Annotated in this window: 17 protein-coding genes; 9 read left to right on the top strand and 8 right to left on the bottom strand. The window is 34.7% G+C overall.

Annotated features, from left to right (window positions below; genetic code table 11):
* Window positions 1-22: 22 nt before the first annotated feature.
* From QO263_RS04335 to rsgA, 7 genes are all read right to left on the bottom strand, one after another.
* The gene (locus QO263_RS04335) at window positions 23-1813 is read right to left on the bottom strand and encodes an ASKHA domain-containing protein (RefSeq protein ID WP_285626811.1); all 1791 of its coding nucleotides are present in this window, start codon (window positions 1811-1813) and stop codon (window positions 23-25) included.
* A gap of 7 nt (window positions 1814-1820) precedes the next feature.
* A complete protein-coding gene (locus QO263_RS04330; protein WP_285626809.1) occupies window positions 1821-2837 on the bottom strand; it encodes a methylcobamide:CoM methyltransferase MtbA in 1017 nt (338 codons plus the stop codon).
* Between the two features lie 15 nt (window positions 2838-2852).
* Window positions 2853-3509 carry a cobalamin B12-binding domain-containing protein gene (locus QO263_RS04325; RefSeq protein ID WP_285626806.1) on the bottom strand — a complete coding sequence of 219 codons (657 nt, stop codon included), beginning with the start codon at window positions 3507-3509 and terminating at the stop codon, window positions 2853-2855.
* 57 nt (window positions 3510-3566) lie between these two features.
* A complete protein-coding gene (locus tag QO263_RS04320; protein ID WP_285626803.1) occupies window positions 3567-4436 on the bottom strand; it encodes a uroporphyrinogen decarboxylase family protein in 870 nt (289 codons plus the stop codon).
* Between the two features lie 361 nt (window positions 4437-4797).
* Entirely contained in the window at window positions 4798-5553 is a 756-nt protein-coding gene (locus QO263_RS04315; RefSeq protein WP_285626801.1) for a prolipoprotein diacylglyceryl transferase, read from the bottom strand.
* Window positions 5554-6186: 633 nt separating this feature from the next.
* The gene (locus tag QO263_RS04310) at window positions 6187-7164 is read right to left on the bottom strand and encodes a GNAT family N-acetyltransferase (protein ID WP_285626799.1); all 978 of its coding nucleotides are present in this window, start codon (window positions 7162-7164) and stop codon (window positions 6187-6189) included.
* On the bottom strand, window positions 7161-8207 hold the full coding sequence (rsgA, locus tag QO263_RS04305; RefSeq protein WP_285626797.1) for a ribosome small subunit-dependent GTPase A: 1047 nt from the start codon (window positions 8205-8207) through the stop codon (window positions 7161-7163). Before rsgA ends, QO263_RS04310 begins: the two co-directional genes overlap by 4 nt.
* A gap of 436 nt (window positions 8208-8643) precedes the next feature.
* Between rsgA and QO263_RS04300 the strand changes: the two genes are divergently transcribed.
* Complete coding sequence (locus QO263_RS04300; RefSeq protein WP_285626794.1) at window positions 8644-8901, top strand: hypothetical protein; 258 nt, start codon at window positions 8644-8646, stop codon at window positions 8899-8901.
* Between the two features lie 10 nt (window positions 8902-8911).
* Here QO263_RS04300 and QO263_RS04295 read toward each other — a convergent pair whose 3' ends face one another.
* Window positions 8912-9082 (bottom strand): hypothetical protein, encoded by a 171-nt coding sequence (locus QO263_RS04295; protein ID WP_285626793.1) that lies wholly within the window; start codon window positions 9080-9082, stop codon window positions 8912-8914.
* A gap of 335 nt (window positions 9083-9417) precedes the next feature.
* On the opposite strand from QO263_RS04295, the gene QO263_RS04290 reads away from it, so the two are divergent.
* From QO263_RS04290 to QO263_RS04255, 8 genes are all read left to right on the top strand, one after another.
* The gene (locus QO263_RS04290) at window positions 9418-10011 is read left to right on the top strand and encodes a TetR/AcrR family transcriptional regulator (RefSeq protein ID WP_285626790.1); all 594 of its coding nucleotides are present in this window, start codon (window positions 9418-9420) and stop codon (window positions 10009-10011) included.
* A 22-nt stretch (window positions 10012-10033) separates the two neighbouring features.
* On the top strand, window positions 10034-10735 hold the full coding sequence (locus QO263_RS04285; RefSeq protein ID WP_285626787.1) for an ABC transporter ATP-binding protein: 702 nt from the start codon (window positions 10034-10036) through the stop codon (window positions 10733-10735).
* A complete protein-coding gene (locus QO263_RS04280) occupies window positions 10735-13020 on the top strand; it encodes an ABC transporter permease (RefSeq protein WP_285626784.1) in 2286 nt (761 codons plus the stop codon). Before QO263_RS04285 ends, QO263_RS04280 begins: the two co-directional genes overlap by 1 nt.
* 115 nt (window positions 13021-13135) lie before the next feature.
* Complete coding sequence (locus QO263_RS19115) at window positions 13136-13348, top strand: M24 family metallopeptidase (protein WP_502928693.1); 213 nt, start codon at window positions 13136-13138, stop codon at window positions 13346-13348.
* Window positions 13349-13390: 42 nt separating this feature from the next.
* A complete protein-coding gene (locus tag QO263_RS04270; RefSeq protein ID WP_285626782.1) occupies window positions 13391-13771 on the top strand; it encodes a DUF4183 domain-containing protein in 381 nt (126 codons plus the stop codon).
* Between the two features lie 201 nt (window positions 13772-13972).
* Complete coding sequence (locus QO263_RS04265) at window positions 13973-16327, top strand: DUF4183 domain-containing protein (RefSeq protein ID WP_285626779.1); 2355 nt, start codon at window positions 13973-13975, stop codon at window positions 16325-16327.
* Between the two features lie 433 nt (window positions 16328-16760).
* Window positions 16761-17120 carry a BlaI/MecI/CopY family transcriptional regulator gene (locus tag QO263_RS04260; protein ID WP_285626777.1) on the top strand — a complete coding sequence of 120 codons (360 nt, stop codon included), beginning with the start codon at window positions 16761-16763 and terminating at the stop codon, window positions 17118-17120.
* 11 nt (window positions 17121-17131) lie between these two features.
* Window positions 17132-18385, top strand: a complete 1254-nt coding sequence (locus QO263_RS04255) for a M56 family metallopeptidase (RefSeq protein WP_285626775.1) — start codon at window positions 17132-17134, stop codon at window positions 18383-18385.
* Window positions 18386-18837 lie beyond the last annotated feature (452 nt).

Genomic DNA, 18837 nt, shown 5'->3' with positions numbered 1-18837 from the left:
GCTACAGCAAGTTGAGATTGACTTATGGAAACATAAGACATTTAGCAAATAACTCTTCATAGCCTTCAGAGGCTCCAAGCTCCATATAATCTATTCCCTTTGCCAAGGCTTCCATTTCCCTTCGTGTATCACTAGACATTAAGGCCATGTAAGCTCCAGTTTTTGAAGAATTACCTACATATACTAATTTATCCTTTACCTCCTTAGGCAGGATGCCTAGTCCTATCAAACTGTCAGAAGGCAGATGAGCACCAAATTGTCCTGCTATCATAATCCTATCCAGCTGTTGAATTTCAATATTCGCCTGTTTAAGCAATGCATGAAAGCCAGAAAGTATAGCTCCTTTTGCCAACTGTACCTGACGAAGGTCTCCTTGTGTAATCAATAACTTCTCTGGATGCTTAGTCAAAATAAATTCACGTTTTGTCCCATTCAATTGAAGCATTTCATAACGATAGTCGGCTTCATCTAGCTTCTCTTTTTTTATAAAGGCTCCATCTCTTTTTACAAGACCAACGCGTAAAAGCTCCTTCACAGCAGCTAGAACACCGCTTCCACATATTCCAACAGCCTTCTGATTTCCTATAACCTTGAGCTCAAAACCTGCCTCTGTGATCCTCACATCTTCAATAGCACCTTCTGCTGCCCTCATACCTGAGCTAATATTCATTCCCTCAAGAGCTGGTCCAGCGGCACAGGAGCAGGATAACAGTCTGCCATTACTTGATAAAATCATTTCCCCATTAGTTCCTATATCTACAAATAAAGTATTTTCCTTTAGCCTATGAAGCTGACAAATATATGCACCAGCTACAATATCTGCACCAATATAGGCTGAAACAGATGGAAGACAATATAGTATGGCATTTTTTTTAACTCTTAAGCCGATCTCTTCAGCATGTAGAATTTTTGATTTTATAAATATAGGGAAATAGGGAGCCTTACCAATAGTCGCTGCATCTATCCCAAGCAGGAAGTGAAGCATGGTGGTATTCCCTGCAACAGCGATTTCATAAATACTTTCCCTGTCTATTCCCACTTGGATGCTCATATCCTCTATCATTTCATTTAATACGGCAACTATCTCCTGCTGAAGCCTTCCTCCAGCCTCCTTTGGATACTCTATAGAATAAGTAATTCTAGTTAACACATCCAGCCCATACTTCTTTTGAGGATTAAGTCGTGAAGCTGTTGCCAGCTCTTTCCCAGTTATTATATCTATTAGGACAGCAACAATAGTTGTAGTTCCAATATCAACTGCCACCCCATAAAGACGATTCGTAGTATCTCCTGTCTCAATATCAATTAATTCTTCATCATAAAATATGCCAGTTACCTTTCCATAGGAGATATCCAGCTGTTCTAATAATCTCCAGTTGATGCTGTCAATCTCAAAGGCTTCGCATAAAGAGTCCTCATAGGCTATTTGCCTGTTAAGAGTGGGCTTAACTATCTCCTTGAGAATCTTTTTAATTGTAGGCTTAAAGTTAAAATGTGGCATATAGCCCTTTTCAAGTATCTCATGCTTCCCTTCCCTTTGCAAAACCTCTATAGTTATATCTTTATTAGGAATTACAAGACAAGAAAGTCTGATACCGTCGGCAATCTCCTCTTGTCTTAAAAATCTACCTTCTGTTTCTGACATTTGAGGAAGCTCACCTTCAAGTAATTTTATTTTGCATTTTCCACAGAATCCATTTCCATTACAAGGATTATCAACAAATACATCATTCTCTATTAAAATCTGCATTAAATTTTCATTTGGTATATATTCGATGTTTTTATTCTTGTTATGTATAAAAATATTAGGCATCTATGAACTACAGCTCCTTTTCTAAAGCTTCCAACATTGACATTACATTTTTTAGAGGAGATTTCATCCCCAATCCACATGCTGGAGATACTATATTGGCTCCGTCTTTAGCACATTTTTTTGTTAGTTCTGCAATTTTTCTAGGATCTCCAAACTCAATTGCATAGGTACTAACATTTCCCATTAGCAGTCTATCTGGCAGGTTTTCCCTTGCTTCCTTCATATTGACTATGGAATCAAAGCTTATGACATCACTTTTAAGTTTATTTAACTGAGTATAGACATTCTTCATTTGACCACATATATGTACGATAGTCGGAATACCTGCTTTTTTTACACTATCAATGATCTTGTTTATATAAGCTACAGTGAACTCATCAAACAGCTTAGGTCCTAGAATTTCTCCAGTACCACTAGGATCGGAAATTGCTATCATATCAGCACCAGCCTCTATTTGCCCTTCAGCAAAAGATATTAGCTGATCCGTGATAAAGGTCATAAGTTCATGAGCTTCCTTATTGGCTTTTCTTAACTCCTTATAAAAGACTACAGGCTCAATTATAGAGCTGGCCGTACTCATAGGTCCAGTTAGATTGCCTATAATAGGCACATTGCTATTCCTTTCCTTCAGAAGTTTAATTGCATCCAATACTACCCTTCCCCTTCCTTGCCTATGACTAAATCGGGGAATTTCTCTCCATTCCTTGACAGAATTAATTATGTATTCAACAACATGGGGCTCACTGATACCTGTTCCCATATCAATCTTGGCCCCAAATCCTTCTGCTTCAATGGTCATACAAAATGGCACTCCATAGTTCTCAAAGCATCCTGTTTCATAAACTTCAGCTGCTAAGTCAGCCATCATCACAGAATCCATATGAGCCTTTGGAAAGCCTGAACCTACTTTTTCTATTAACTCCTTAGTTACCATATTCATCATGCCACCAGGACATATACATGGCGGCCTGTCAACCTCTTCTCCATTTAGTACTCTCCTTAACCGTGCTTTAGGTAATAGCATAAATACCCTCCTATTCTATGCTATATTAAGCAGATTTTTTACTAATTTAACAGCTTTAACAGCATTTGGAGAATAACCGTCTGCACCTATAGTATCTGCAAACTTTTTTGAAATTGGTCCACCGCCTATTACTACCTTTACCTGTCCTCTGATTCCAGCCTCCCTCAATAGATTTACAACTGTTTCCATTCCTGCCATGGTTGTTGTCATCAGAGTTGACAGACATACAAAGGAAGCATTGACATCTATAGCTTTATCTACAAAGCTCTGCAATGGAACATCCCTACCCAGGTCGTACATTTCAAAGCCAGCTGTTTCCAGCATAATTTTAACTATATTTTTACCTATATCATGGGTATCTCCCTCAACTACTCCAATTACACCCTTTAGCCTTTCTTTATTCAGCTCGCTTTCTGGAAGATGAGGCCTCAGTATAGATAGGCCCTCGTACATTGCATCAGAGCAAAGCAATATATCCGTAACGAAATATTCTTCTTCCTCATACAACTGGCTTGCTCTGTTCATTCCATCGACAAGCCCCTCCATAATTCCGTCAAATGCTGGATATCCTGCTTCAATATACTCATTGCAAATTTCAACAACCTCTTCATCCTCCATATTAACCACAGCATCAGATAATTTCTTTAATAAGCTTTCCTTTGATATTGTCATTATTTTCACTCCATTCTATATGGCAGCTATTTTTTATTTTCAAGACAAATGTTCAATTTAAAGCAAATCAATAGCCTTTATAATTCCATTTTTTAATTCAAGGCTCCTATTTTTAGCGCACATCTGCCCGGTAAATTTAGCTTTGCCAATAATTCTTTTACAGCCATCTAGGTATCTAACAGTCTTACCTATATTTATGTCTTTCCAGACAGCCTTTTCTGTTCCCAATAATGCAAGAGCAGTTTTGGGACAAAGCAGCATAATTGCTCTATCCTCCAAGATATCCTCAACCCTTTTACATAAGGGATAAGTAAACCTCTCCACCACTTCTTCAGAAAGCTTAGGCCCCAATATATTTAATCCTCCCGTGGAATCTCCATAGCTTATCATGTTTACTCCTGATTTTAGTGCTTCCTCTATAAAACGCAATATTTCATTTTGAAGCTTTTCAAATATCCTATGCATGGCTTCCGGATTCTTCTTTAATATCTTAAAAATATGTATTGCATCCATCAAGGTATTTAATATTGTAAAAGGTCCCGACACATATAAAATTATATCCTCTCCTTTTTCTCTTAAATACCTGCAGGCTTTCAGAACCTCTGCAATCCTTCCTTTTGTAAAATCTATCTCTGGCAGCCTTAACAGTTCTTCGGCAGTAGTGCATATATACTCCTTAACCCTTGGCCCAATATTCTCATCTCCATAATTTATGATTCCGCCCAAAGCCTCTGCCTCAAGGGTATGACAGAAAGGAAGCTCACAAAATTTAGCATTATCACGCTCTTTTATAGCAATAGCTAATTGTGTCATAGCTTCCCATTCTTTGTATGCCTCTGGAAATTTCAAATCAGTATTTTCTTTAAATATGCTGCCAATACCTGTGGTATAGTCATAGGTACACTGAAAATCAGTAATTTTACTCATATAAATTCCCTCAAATCATTTTTAAATAATTAGAGCCTATAAAATGTCTAAAGCCTAGTCACTCTAGATAATAATTTAATTATTGGTGGCTAGGTCCTAAAGCTTGTATTTTTCTTCCATTATACGTTATTATTTTATCATTTAAAGAATTTTCCTTCTAATAGATGTTTTCTATTGATAATTTGTAGATCATAGATAACCTATATATTCTTTTTTTCTTCTGATTGACGAAAGAGCACACCCAAGATTCGATATAATATAAAATAAATGTTTTGAAATCTGCTAAAGACTTACATATAGTCTACAACTACTGTTAAACCTAGAAGTGTTTCAAACTTTTTGCTTTCCCTTCACTATATTTCTACGAGTTTTTTTTCCACGGAAGCTTTTTTGGAACAAACATTATAAGTCCGACCACTAAGACAATAAGTGCAATAAACTGTGATGTCGATAAGATTCCAATTGCCCCTCTTTCATCGCTTCTAAAAAATTCAATTATGAAACGTCCAATACTGTAAAGGATAAGATATAAAGTACCGACTTTGCCCGTGGTTCGGTCATTCTTTGCATATAGCAGCAAGATAAACGCTATTAAAAAATCTCCCACACTTGACATGATTTGCGTTGGAAAAAGCTTGATGTTATTGGGTGCTATCGCTGAATGACGAAACACGATACCAATAGCACAATCTGTTTCTCTGCCATAACAGCAACCAGCAAGAAAACATCCTATTCTTCCAAAGCCCTGTGCAATAGCAATAGATGGAGCAACCAAATCAAAGTACTGCAAAAACTTGACATCCTTTTTCTTGCAATAAAAAATTGCCGCTATTAAACCTGCAACAATGCCACCATACACCACAAATCCGCTTCCAGAAAAAATCATTGCAGGATTTTTTAATATCTGTTCTATTTCGACTATGCAATAAAGTACCTTAGCTCCGACAAAGCCAAAAATAAGAGCTATCAACCCTAAGCTATATAAAACGTCTATATTGAGACCACGCTTTTTGGCCCGTTTTTCAGCTAACAGGAAAGCACAGATTATACCTATGGCTATCATTAGCCCATAACCACGAATTGTAATGAAACCAATCTTTAATATATCATTGTACAAATTTAAACTCCTCCCTCAAAATGCCAATACTTGTTAGGATTATGGTGCGTTCGTCTACTCGTAAAACTGAGTAATAATAAAACTGTTTCAACTTTTTTATTTTCTTTGAGCCTCCCGTCATCGGGTTTCTTTACTTTTTTGGGTATCAACCATATAGGGCTAAACTTCACAACGTCGGGGATACAATTTTCTTCGCAGAGTTTTTGTAATAATAATCGAGCTATTGGTGATTAGACCTTAAAGCTTGTATTTTCCTTCTATTATACGTTAGTATTCTATCATATTAAGGATTTTCCTTCTATCTAATAGATAGATTATATTAATGAGTAATAAGTTATAAATAACCTATATAGTCTTATCTCTTCTGATCAACAAAAAAACACGCCCAAAACTTGAGAGGCCACTGAAAAAATCCTTTTTGTCATCTTGAGTGTCAACAAAGGATCTCTCATGCATTGAAAACATAAGATTCTTCGACTACGTCTCAGAATGACAAACAAAAAACAGCTTTTTTCAGTGGCCATAAAATTTGAACGTGTCTTTACGATTATCTTTTTATTATATTAAAAATAATCACTTCTTAGTTGGAAAATAATTTGTCATTATGAAAGGTTTGCCATATAACATAGATAACTAATTCCATTCATTTTCTAGATATTTATCGTAGCCAAGCACTCTTTCATCAATTCTTCTGGCATAGCCGTATGTATAATTTTCAAAATATTTACCCCAAAATCTAAGAGCAGTAGGATTCAATGTTTCACAATCAACTCCTAGGTACTCCTTTCCTTCTCTCTCCGAAATTTCACAAAGATGCTCTAACAATTGTTGTGCAATACCTTTATTCCTATATTCTTTATCAACATATGCTCCACAAATGTTATAGATATTATCGCTCTCAGAAACAAAGGTTTCTGCCTCTGTATCCAATGACATATATCCAATAACTCTATTATTTTCTTTTGCTACAAACACTCGAATCCTGTCGTTTTCAAACCAATTATCATAATGAGCTATATTTGCGGGAAAAAATGTTGGTGCACTGCACAAATGCTTTATCAGTTCTTTTTTTAATCTTGATATTTCTTTTTTATCATCTTTCACTAGCTCTTGAAATCTAATGTCTTCATTAAAATCACTTATTTTGGTACGAAAGCTCAGCTTCATAATGGCATCACTACACCTAATACCAAATCCGTTCATGACCAAAGATCTGCCAACTTCTTCATCATGAGCATATCTGCTTAATGCAAAACTACATATCCCATCGGCAACCAAGTCTGCTGTAACTTCTTGTAGTAGTTTTGAAGCAAGCATATCTCTATTATCACCTGCAAATGCACTTCCTCCTAATGGCGAAAATGCACCTTTTACATTCCCATGAAATCCATCCCGAGGTTCTTCAAATGCTAAGTATCCAATAACCTTTCCATTTTCAACAGCTACTTTTCCATACTTATTTCTAAATAATCTTTGAATGATAGCCTCCAATTCTTTTTCAAAGCTTCGCTTTATTAATTGCGGACATTTTGTACACTCTATACCATATTCTTCAAGTGCTAATGCAAGTGCTTCTTTTACATGTCTTGGTTCCATATTTTGAAATTTCATCTTCTATTTTTTCCCCCTTTTATCTTATTTGCCAATTTCTCTTTTTTAGTATATACTGCTTTATTTTTTCCCCATTCATTTTCATTTGACAGCTGACAATATGTTTTCCATCTCTCTCTGGAAAGTATCCCCTCTTCAATTGCTTGATTTACTGCACATCCTGGCTCCTTGCTATGGCTACAGTTACGATATTTACATTTAGCAAAAAGCTGAATTACATCTGAAAACGTATCGTTTATGCCATCTTCAGCATCCCAAATTCCAAGTTCCCTAATTCCTGGAGTATCAATAACAATTACTCCTGAAGCAAGCTCAATCAACTGTCTATGAGTTGTCGTATGTCGTCCTTTAGAATCATTTTCACGTATCTCACTTACCACCATAATATCTTCCCCTGCAATTGCATTTACAAGTGTCGATTTCCCTACACCAGAAGATCCTAAAAAGACTATAGTTTTCCCTGCTTGCATATACACATTCAACTGTGTCATTCCATATCCAGTTTTGGCACTAATAGCTAAAACATCAGCTTTTTCTGATATGCTTTTCACTTGCTCTATATAAGCATTTGGATCATCACATTCATCTGCTTTTGTCAAAATAACTATCGGTTTTCCGCCACTTTGCAAAGCCACACTAATATATCTTGTTATTCTATTCAAATTAAAATCATGATTCAAAGATGAAAGAATAAATACATAATCGAAATTAGCTGCTATGACCTGCTCTTTCACTGTTTTAACATATCCAGCAGCATGTCCTGAAAAATCTGTTCTAGAAAAAGAACTCTTTCGTTCACATATTTCCTCAATTAAAGAATTCCCATTTTCATTATATTGTAAAAGAACGTAGTCTCCTACTACAGGATACTCTATATTCGTTTTATCTTTATAAAAAGCACCTTTTAATCTTGCATTTGTTTCTCCATATTTACATAGTACTTTGAATAATTCTCTCTGTACTTCGCTGACACGCGCTATAATTAATTTATTTTTTTCTCTTGTCAAAATCGTTTCATTCTTATAATTTTCTTTAAATCTCACCATATTACCTCCAATTTTTTGCATAAAAAAACTTGCCCATCGACAAGTCCTGTTTATACAGTATTTACAAAAGGGTTGTTTTTTCATAGAGTACACAAAAAAAGCATGGTTCAAATGTATACTCAAGTATTAAATTATTGATCCACCACCATATCCATCTTTGCCATAATTTAATCAGCCCCTTCCGAAATCAAATTGAAAGCTATATTACTCCTATATTGTACTAAACTGGAATAAAAAATACAACTATAATTTATAATTATATAAATATAATCAACTTCATCAAGTCCATTTCCAAGCATCTACTGAAATTAGTACATGAATACTTATGATTATCTTTACAGTTATTAAGCTATTTCTACTTTCTTTTGTGTTTAAATAGTGATAAGATTAGGTAGCAGGTTTCCTTGCTACCTAATTTTAAGGAGGTATTTTCATGGTAAAAAAAATAGCCCAACTGATAGGACTAATATTTATACTAGCATTTAATTTTCTAGGTATGGAATACCTTATGTATTCTCTATTGTCAGTTAAAAGCAACCTGCTATATCTCGCATTCCCCTTATTTTTACTAGTTATGCTCTTGGTAATAAATGCTCTGAATAGATTTGGTTGGTACAGGAAAAATGTAAATAACATCCTTGTTTTGGTTGCTGTGTTTATAGGCTTGGGGATGTTAAAGTTAGTCCTGTAGTTTTTTACTTTCATTGTCGTTCAAAGGTAGGCAGCCCGTAGTTTCCTCGCCTTTTCACAAACTCACGAATCATGAATAAAGTACCTTTTACATTAACATCAAATGCTGTGGCGGCTCCCATTCCTTCAGGATTATTTATTCCTGTAATCAATACTACCTTATTTTTTATGCCTAAATCCATCGTAAATCTCTCCTTCAAATTCAGATTTCTCTACCAACTCTGTTTTTATTCTATATTATCTATTTATTTCAATACATTTGTATTAGTTGCAATAGAAAAGCAGTTAGAATGAGACTCTGCAAAGCCTGAGATTTGTCCAATAAATGTAATAGTCTAAGAGCGAGACAAATCCAGTGATTCTAGTTAAACTTTATATGTCTCAATGCTTGCCTCCCTTGGAAAATTGAGGATATATAAAACTGACCGATAGTACATATTTGTACATTGATATTGAAATTAGTGGATGCTATGATAAAAGTATGCTGGTGATCATGTTTTGTAAGGAGTGATCAACTATGGAAATTAAGACAAAAAAAGCAAGAGAAACAAAAAAAAGAATTATCGTAAGTGCTCAGAAGCTTTTTCATAAAAGTGGCTTTGAGGCCACATCAGTGCGGGAAATTGTAAAAGAAGCAGGCTGTGCCAAAGGAACCTTCTATTTGTATTTTGAAACCAAAATAGATTTACTTATATACATAACAAATAATCTATTTAAAAATTTTGATGATGCCATCTCGAAGGAATTATCAATTATGAGTGATGACCCATTTTCTCAAATTGATAACATTTTTGATAATATTTGCCTTCATATGCAGGAGACCGATGTAAGTTTAAGGCTATTCCATACCCGTGAAGTTCTTGGAATCATTACGGAGCAAAATCTAAATAATCACTATTCCAATTTAATCATCAGTAAAATTTCTAAATTTATAAATGAAGGAATTGAAAGAGGCTTTTTCCGACAACTAGATCCAGCAATATATGGAAAGATTATTTTTGACATTGGCCATCAAATACTGGAATCAGCAATACTATATGAATATCCTGCAGATATAAAAGCTGTAAAGTCAGAAATATCAGTAATTATTCGGAAAATTTTAGAAAAGTGAAAAGAATGTGAGGAATGAGGGCATGTCTTTTATAAAATTTGAACACGTAATTAAGGATTATGATATGGGAACACTTAAATACAGAGCTACGGATGATATTAATTTTGATATAAAAAAAGGTGAATTTGTTGTAGTTTTAGGTCCAAGTGGTGCTGGGAAAAGTACTCTGCTTAATCTCCTTGGTGGAATGGATCATGTAACTAATGGCTCTATTTACATTGATGGAAAGGATATCACAAAATACGATGAAAATGAACTTACTTCGTATCGTAAGGATGCTATTGGATTTGTATTTCAGTTTTATAATCTTATTCCCAGCTTAACAGCCTATGAGAATGTGTCACTAACAAAGGCTATAAAAAAAGATGCATTGGATACTAGAGAAACTCTGACTCTGGTTGGTCTTGAAGAACATCTTAACAAATTTCCTTCTCAGCTTTCCGGTGGAGAGCAGCAGCGTGTTTCTATTGCAAGAGCTATCTGCAAAAATCCAAAGCTCCTTCTTTGTGATGAGCCTACAGGTGCGCTAGATAGTGAGACCGGAATAAAGATACTTGCATTATTACAAGGGCTAAGTAAAAAGAAAGGTCAGACTGTAATAGTTGTAACCCATAACTCACAAGTGGCGGCTATTGCCAATCGTGTTATAAAAATGAGAAGTGGAAAAATCAGTGACATTATAATAAATCTATCCCCTCTTTCTGCAGAAGAGGTGATCTTATAGTGCTGCTTCGTAAAATGCTAAGAGATATGAAAAATAATACGGGCCAATTCATTTCAATTTTTTTTATGGCAATTCTTGCTATGCTTGTATTTTCAGGCATCAATGCAGAATGGTATGGTATGAAAACTGAATCAGACAAGTATTATGAAGAAACCAGTCTTCCAGATATCTGGATAATGGGCACAAACTTTAATAAAGAAGATATTGAAAAGATAAAAAATCTTTCTGGTATATCAAATGCAACTCTTAGGCTAAGTTTTGATTCACCTATGGATAATGATAATGATAAAATAATCAGAATAAATATCATGGCGGATGATACTCTTTCAATTCCAAAAGTGGTAGAAGGAAGTCCGCTTGATTCTATAAAAGATGGTTTATGGCTTGACAATTCATTTGCAAAGGCAAATAAACTTAAGGTAGGAGAAGAGATTACCTTTGAATTTGCAGGCAAGAAAATTCAAAAAACTATTTTGGGACTTATCCTACATCCTGAATATGTTTACAGCTCAAGAGATGACAGCACATTGATGCCTGATCCTGAAAACTTTGGATTTGCATTTTTATATTCTTCTTCCTTTTCACAGGATTTTAAGATACCCTATAATCAACTTCTCATAACCATAAATGAAGATATGGATGAAAAGACTATATCTAAAGAATTGGAGAATGCTTTTTCAGATAGGTATATCATAATAGTGAACAGAGATATCCATCCAAGTGTATCCTCCTTCAATTCAGAGATTGAACAAAATAAAGCCATGGGAGGGGTTTTCCCCATTGTATTTTTCCTCATAGCTGCTCTTAGCATGCTCACAACTATGACACGAATTACAAACAATCAGAGAATTCAGATAGGTACATTGAAAGCACTAGGGTTTTCAAGAAACAGAATATTATTTCATTATATCTCCTATGGAATATGGATTGGTCTTATTGGAGGATTAATCGGGATTTTTACTGGCCCTTTATTAATACCACCTATATTGTTTTCTATGCAAAAAACCATTTATACACTTCCTAACTGGTCTATTGCAATATCTCCCTCTTCTTTCCTAGTATTGGCTCTTTTAGTCCTAAACTGCAGTGCTTCCAGTTATTTTGCCTGCCGTAGGCAGCTTAATGAGGTACCAGCTGTTTCTTTAAGGCCAAAAGCTCCGAAGTTTGGTAGACACACCCATCTTGAAAAAAGCAAACTTTGGCACAGCTTAGACTTCACAGTTCAGTGGAATTTACGAGATATAATGAGAAGCAAAATTCGTTCTTTTATGGTGATAATCGGTGTAACAGGTTGTACAGCACTCCTGCTTTTCGGACTTGGACTTAAAGATACAGTTAATAGTATGAGCATTTGGATGTATAAAGAATTAAATGTATATGAAAGCAAAATTAATTTGATTGAAAATTCATCGAAAGAGGCCCTAGACGCCTTAAGCAAAAGTTATAAGGGGCAGTGGATACAGGAGTCTGCAATAGAACTCAGAAGTGAGACTGGAAAGGAAAATGGTTCTCTTACAGTGCTTGATGTTGGCGAAGAAATCAGATTTGAAGATGACAAGCGCAGAAAAATATCATTGCCTGCAAAAGGAATAGGTATGTCCTATAAAATGGCAAAGCTCCTGAAGATTAACACCGGAGATACTGTAGAATGGAGATCCTATGGAGAAAAAAGCTGGAAGAAATCTATAGTTTCTGTAATATACAGGACGCCAATAGGACAGGGAATAGTAGTTAAAAGAAAAGAATATGAAAATAGCGGTGAATGCTTTAAGCCTACTGCACTTCTGACTTCAGAAAAGGTAGGAAGAGACAGACAGATTGAAGCTGCCAAAAGCATACAGTATAAAAACAATCTGTTGGATGCTTTTAATGATATGCTGGAAAGCATGAAAATGATTATTGCAATGCTGGTGCTGGCGGCAGCAGTACTAGGAAGTGTTGTGCTCTATAACCTAGGTGCCCTCTCATTTACAGAGAAAATAAGGGAATTGGCAACTCTTAAAGTTCTAGGTTTTTCACCAAAGCAAATTCGTTCACTCCTTCAAATGCAGAATATATGGCTTACAGTCCTAGGAGTTATAATAGGAATTCCAGCTGGATATTGGCTTGTTCATTTTATGCTTTCTACAATGCCTGCTTTCCTAGATATGCCACCTGATATTTCAATAATATCTCTATTTATTAGTATTTGTGGAACCTTTATTTTATCGCTAATTATTAATTTAATGCTTTCTAAAAATATAAGTAAAATAGATATGGTAAGTGCTCTAAAGTCAGTGGAATAAGGCTTAAAGCAACTTTACCATATCTATCATCGGTGCTAGGCTTGATGACTTCCTGAAGTGCAGTTATCCTAAAACTATCTTCGCCAACAAGCTCTTCAAGCCTCTACTCAATGCAATGTTAAATGGACATCATGGCTTCCCTGCATCTATTTGCGCATCCAAAAACGATGTAACTTGTCACGGATTCCCGGATTCAACTCCCTTGATTGAAGGAGATGTGATAACTATTGATTATGAACATACTATTACTATAGATTCTCTGTCCTTCAAATCTATAACAATTCATTTAGATATTAGTAACAAATTAACAATTTGTCTAATATACTAAAATGCAAAGAGAATTAAAGTATAACAATGTGGAGGGCAAATAATGGCTACAAAATTATTCAAGCTTGTAATAGATGCTATTACTACAACAGATACTGATATTAATCCGGAAATTGATAAATATTTTTATGAATTGAGAGAAGACGAAAGAACTGGTGACACTGTTACTATTCCAGCAACCCAATTTACAGATGATGATGGTAATATCATGACAGGTAATCTTACGACTGTATCTACAGACAATGGGTATTACCTTTTATTTATAAATGGCGTATTACAGCAATCCAGTCTATATACGGTAAGTGGTGATGGTTCTCAAGTTGTTATTACTGAAGCATCTACAATCCCTGTAGGTGCACCAATTACCTTAATTGTAACTAATTTTGCTCCAGTCTCTGATTCCAATACTACAATAACAACTTAATTATAATATTTAAGGATGTGCCATAATTGGCACATCCTTTTGCTTTTATAAGCTTTTATAACTAATATTGTTTCTATCTACATAGTAACATAAAATGTATAGTTTAATACTTATACTTACTATACCTACAGTAAAGAACCTATTCCTTATCATATACATAGGATAAGGAAAGAATATATCTTTATTTTTGGAGTGATAGCAGTGTTCAAAGATGGTTCTAAGGTTATTACTTATTCAGGAAATAAAAATCCAATGATTCAAAATCATTCGAAAAAACAATCAGAAACTTTACCCGATAAGGTGGGCTACTTTAATCACAAAAAAAAACTATTAGATGCAGATGTTTATCAATATAATGCATTATCTGACGGCATAAAAAAATTTTATACAAATGATGATGAATTAATTGAATATGGAAACAAGGGCATCCTTGATCCTAATGACGTCTCTTATTTTAACTTGTTTATTAATGGAGTATTGCAGCCAAAGGTTAATTATGAAATTCAAAAAGGTCTTCTTCGCCTTAAAACTGAAGATATTCCTTTAAAAGATTCTACTATTATTATTATTTTTGTTACTTTCAAAGGTGAGAAATCTGCTAAGCTTAATTCTGCTATAGCCAAAGGCATCTTACCTTCAAAGCATATATCTATTGGCCCTGTAACAGATATGGATATTAGTATTAAGGATACTGTGCATTCCTATCTAAAACTAGAAAAAATTATTATATCTGGCCCTACATTTATTCCCGCAGGACATATAGCTAATTGGGAATTCATGCTAATAATAAGTAATATAAGCAACATACCAATTAGCAATATTATTATAATAGATAATATCCTGCTGGATTGTATTGTGAATATAGAAAATTTTTCTACGTCTCTTGGTCAGATTTCTTTTAAGGATGAAGCTATTACCTGGAATATAGATATTATAGATACAGGAAAATCTGCCACTGCAAGCTTTAAAATAGAAGGTTGCTTTGAGGCTAGTGGTATACGTTCCATCAATAGAGCTATTGCTACAGGCTTAAATCCAAATTCAAATTCTTGTTTAATATCAAACATATCCTCTGGACCATCTATTAGAGTTTTAGATTATATGCATGATTTTAAAAAAGCCTGCATTATTGCCGACAGAGTTTTTTCTCAATGCAAGCAAAAAAAATGCTTTGAGGATATCAGTGTGGATATAGATACAAGTAATTTCAAACACATTGTATTTAAGCCAGGATTTATTGTAGAAAACACCTTAATAATTACTGATATAGAAGATAAGCCTAATTTTAAGAAGGTTAGTTTCATCTTGAAAATACCCTTTGAAATAACTACTACAAATGATAATATAATCAAAGGATTTTTGCCAAATATAGATAAAAACATTGTCATGTTTATACCAAGGTCAAGAGATGAGTTTTCATTTAACATTGTAGTAGAAACCAGCTCAAGGCTTTTACAAGCTCCTATTAAATTAAATAACCAATTAAAATTTCTGGTAGGAGTATTTGTTATTATTAAAGCAGTAGGAAAGGTAGATTTATTAATACCTAGCTTCGGATTTTCTCCAGCTCCTCCCATATGCGAGGAGTTCGTTGAAATTTCTAGCCATAATATTTTTAAGTTTAAATATTTTCCTAATTTCTATCCATTGCAAAAGAAGCTACCCTTTCAAAACAAATCAACAAAAGATAGGAACAGTGGCCAATGTCCTGCTTTATTTGGCAATCTAACTATTAAAAAATACATTACTGCAGGTCCTTTAGAAGTCAATGCTAATGATATTAATACATGGAGAACAGAAATTATATTAGCTAATGATGGACATGGTCCAGTTAGCAATGTTGTCATGACAGATAGCTTACTATTAGATAATTTAGTTGATTTTAATGTAACCAGTTTTACACAGGGTACTATATCGCAACAGAATAATCAGATTATCTGGGATATAGGAACCTTGAATTCAAATAATACAGTTGTAATAGTAGCAGAAGTCACTGGTTCTTTTTATAATAAAAAGAATAAGATTTTCAATGTGGAAAACTATCAATATAATACAGTTTCAAATGGAGTTAAAAAAGCTTTTACAAATGATGATGAGTTAATAATGTATGGTAATCAAGGCATACCTGATCCAAATGATGTCTCCTTCTTTAATCTTTTTATTAATGGAGTATTACAACCAGAAACTAACTATATGATAGAGCCCGGTCTTTTAACCCTAACCACCGTGAATTCTCCTCAAAATGGAGTCCCAATTATTCTTGAATATTTAATAATAAAGGATAAAAACAATCAACTCTTAAAGGCAGAATTATACCAATATAACACCCTCGCAAATGGAGAAAGCATTTATACAAATGCAGACGAATTAACTGTGTATGGTAATAAGGGAATTCTTGATCCCAAACAAACTTCTTATCAAAATCTTTTCATAAATGGGGTCATTCAGCCAAGCATCAATTACATGGTTAGAGCAGGTATCCTAATGCTAGAAGCAGAATGCGTACCTATAAAAGAAGCTCCTATTTCTATACAATTTGTTTCTTTGTTTTCATAAATAGGTTGGCGTTTTGAAGCAGTACTGGAAGTGTCAAATCCATGGGAAGTAATCAATAATCTGCATGACAGGCAAAAATCAAATTGCATTTTTTGGATATGAAGCTTAATTTCAAAATCTCAACTGAAAATTTATACGTGTACTCCTTGTTTAGCCTTCGGGTCTATTCTTTGAAAATTCATTTCTCTTTAAGTAATAGGCTTGAAGAGCCAACCCTAGCAAGAAGTTTTTTAGAGTGTAATGCGAAAAAGCTTTAAATGGATTACTCTGTACCACATATGAATTACTAGCCATTTTGCGGAAGCTTTCTTAATCTGGAATGAAGTGCATTTTTTTAAGTCATAAACTACTATTGACATTTATATTCTACTGTAGTAGAATTAAGTCACAGGCATTCTACTGTAGTAAAATATCTTTGCAAAGGAGTTTAGTTATGCAAATTAAGTTATTCGATTCAGAACTAAAGATAATGGATGTTCTTTGGCAAAACGGTGATACCACTGCCAAACAAATTGCGGAAATCCTGAAAAAGCAAGTCGGATGGAGTAAAACCACAACCTATACTCTAATCAAAAGATGTATCGACAAAGGAGCTATAAAGCGCATTGAGCCAAGCTTTGTGTGCCACCCTCTTGTAACCATTGAGCAAGCCAGAGATCTTGAAACGACAGAACTAATCAACAAAATGTATGGCGGTGCTGCCGACCAGCTTGTTGCTTCCATTTTAGGACGAAAAAACCTGTCTCCAGAAGAAATTAAAAAGCTAAAGCAGATTGTTAGCAATTTGGAATGAGGAGAATGGTCATGAGCTTATTAAAAATGAGCTTTTCGGCTACTGTCCTTATTATGGTTATTGTGATAGTCCGTGTACTGTTACTACACAAGCTACCTAAAAGAACCTTTCTCGTGCTATGGGGAGTGGCCTTGTGCCGACTATTGATTCCCTTTTCTTTTCCGTCACAGTTTAGCATTTATTCGATTGCAGTCAGGTTAAAAAATAGCTTTTATAAAGCAGATTTGCCCTTGGTAGGAGCATCGTTTACCTTTAACAGTACAACAATTGCTGATACAGTGCCAGCTTTATCAGAAGTGACATTTGTTAGCATGTCGCCTATTTTGATTATATGGCTTATTGGCTTGTCAGTCTGTGCATTATTTTTTCTTGTAACACATCTTCGTTGCCGCAGGGAGTATAAGACTGCACTTCCAGTTGACAATGAATTTGTAAAGCGCTGGCAACAGGAACATCTGACAAAGCGAAATGTACAAATCCGGCAGCTAGATAAGATAACAGCTCCTCTAACCTATGGGATATTCTGCCCTGTAGTGCTACTGCCCAAGAAAACAAATTGGACAGATGATACCCAGCTGCGCTATATCCTTACACATGAGTTTGTACATATCAAGCGTTTTGATACACTGACAAAGTTACTGCTGGCAACCGCATTATGCTTTCATTGGTTCAATCCTTTTGTATGGCTGATGTATGTACTGGCAAACCGAGACATCGAATTGTCCTGCGACGAAACTGTTGTGAAGACTTTTGGAGAAAGTATGAAATCAGCTTACGCCCTTACCCTAATCGGATTGGAGGAAAAGAAAGGCAGTCTTACCCCTCTTGTGAACAATTTCAGCAAAAATTCAATTGAAGAAAGGATTGTGTCGATTATGAAGATGAAAAAAATTTCTTCTGTAAGCATAATACTTGCAATTATTTTGGTGTTTGGTATTGGAGTTGTATTTGCAACATCTGCGGGCACATCTGAATCACCCAATAGTACAAAACAATTAGCCTTAAATGAAGATAAGGTATTGCATTACCAGCTCCCTGGCACTCCTGGCAATCATTCTGGTTATACAGAAAAAGAATATGAGACACTTATGACTCTGAAAACCGATGATTATCGCCAATTGAAAACGCAGGACTTTCTGGATATTTTGCAGCAAAACAATGCCTATATGATTTATACAGGCTATAACCCAAATGATGAAAACGTGGATTTTCTTAAAACTCTGCAATATTCACTCTCAGAATACTATGCTCTGCTTGAAGAATAATTTGAACAAACTCCTGCTACACCTAGTATTTCAATCTCAACAGGGTCTAATAAGGTAAATGCCAACGAGGAATATTATGGCGCTAAATTAGATTTTACAATATTCTGGACTGGCTCAGAAAAATTGACGGTAGGAGAACGTGACGATACGTTAAACACCACATTAGAACAAATACAACAGATTTTAGAGCAAAAATCACAAAACCAGATTGGTGATTTTGAAAACCTAAAAAGCGACTTTGAAGCATTAGCAAAGAAGATATCAAACTCTAAGATAATGATTGCTATCCAAATTGATGAATATTCGTAAGCTATATTAAATCAAGTGGGAATTATTGTAGGAATATGGCTCATACAGAATTTCCTTTGATAATAAGGGTAAGCGGTTTTGAAATCAAAACTCAAAGCCGCTGTTTCTCTTTTCAACGTCATAACTGCACTACCTATCCAAAA

The organism is Proteiniborus sp. MB09-C3 (genome assembly GCF_030263895.1).
Taxonomy (GTDB): domain Bacteria; phylum Bacillota; class Clostridia; order Tissierellales; family Proteiniboraceae; genus Proteiniborus.
Note: the sequence above shows the minus strand (reverse complement) of the source record. Positions and strands in the feature narration are given on the sequence as shown.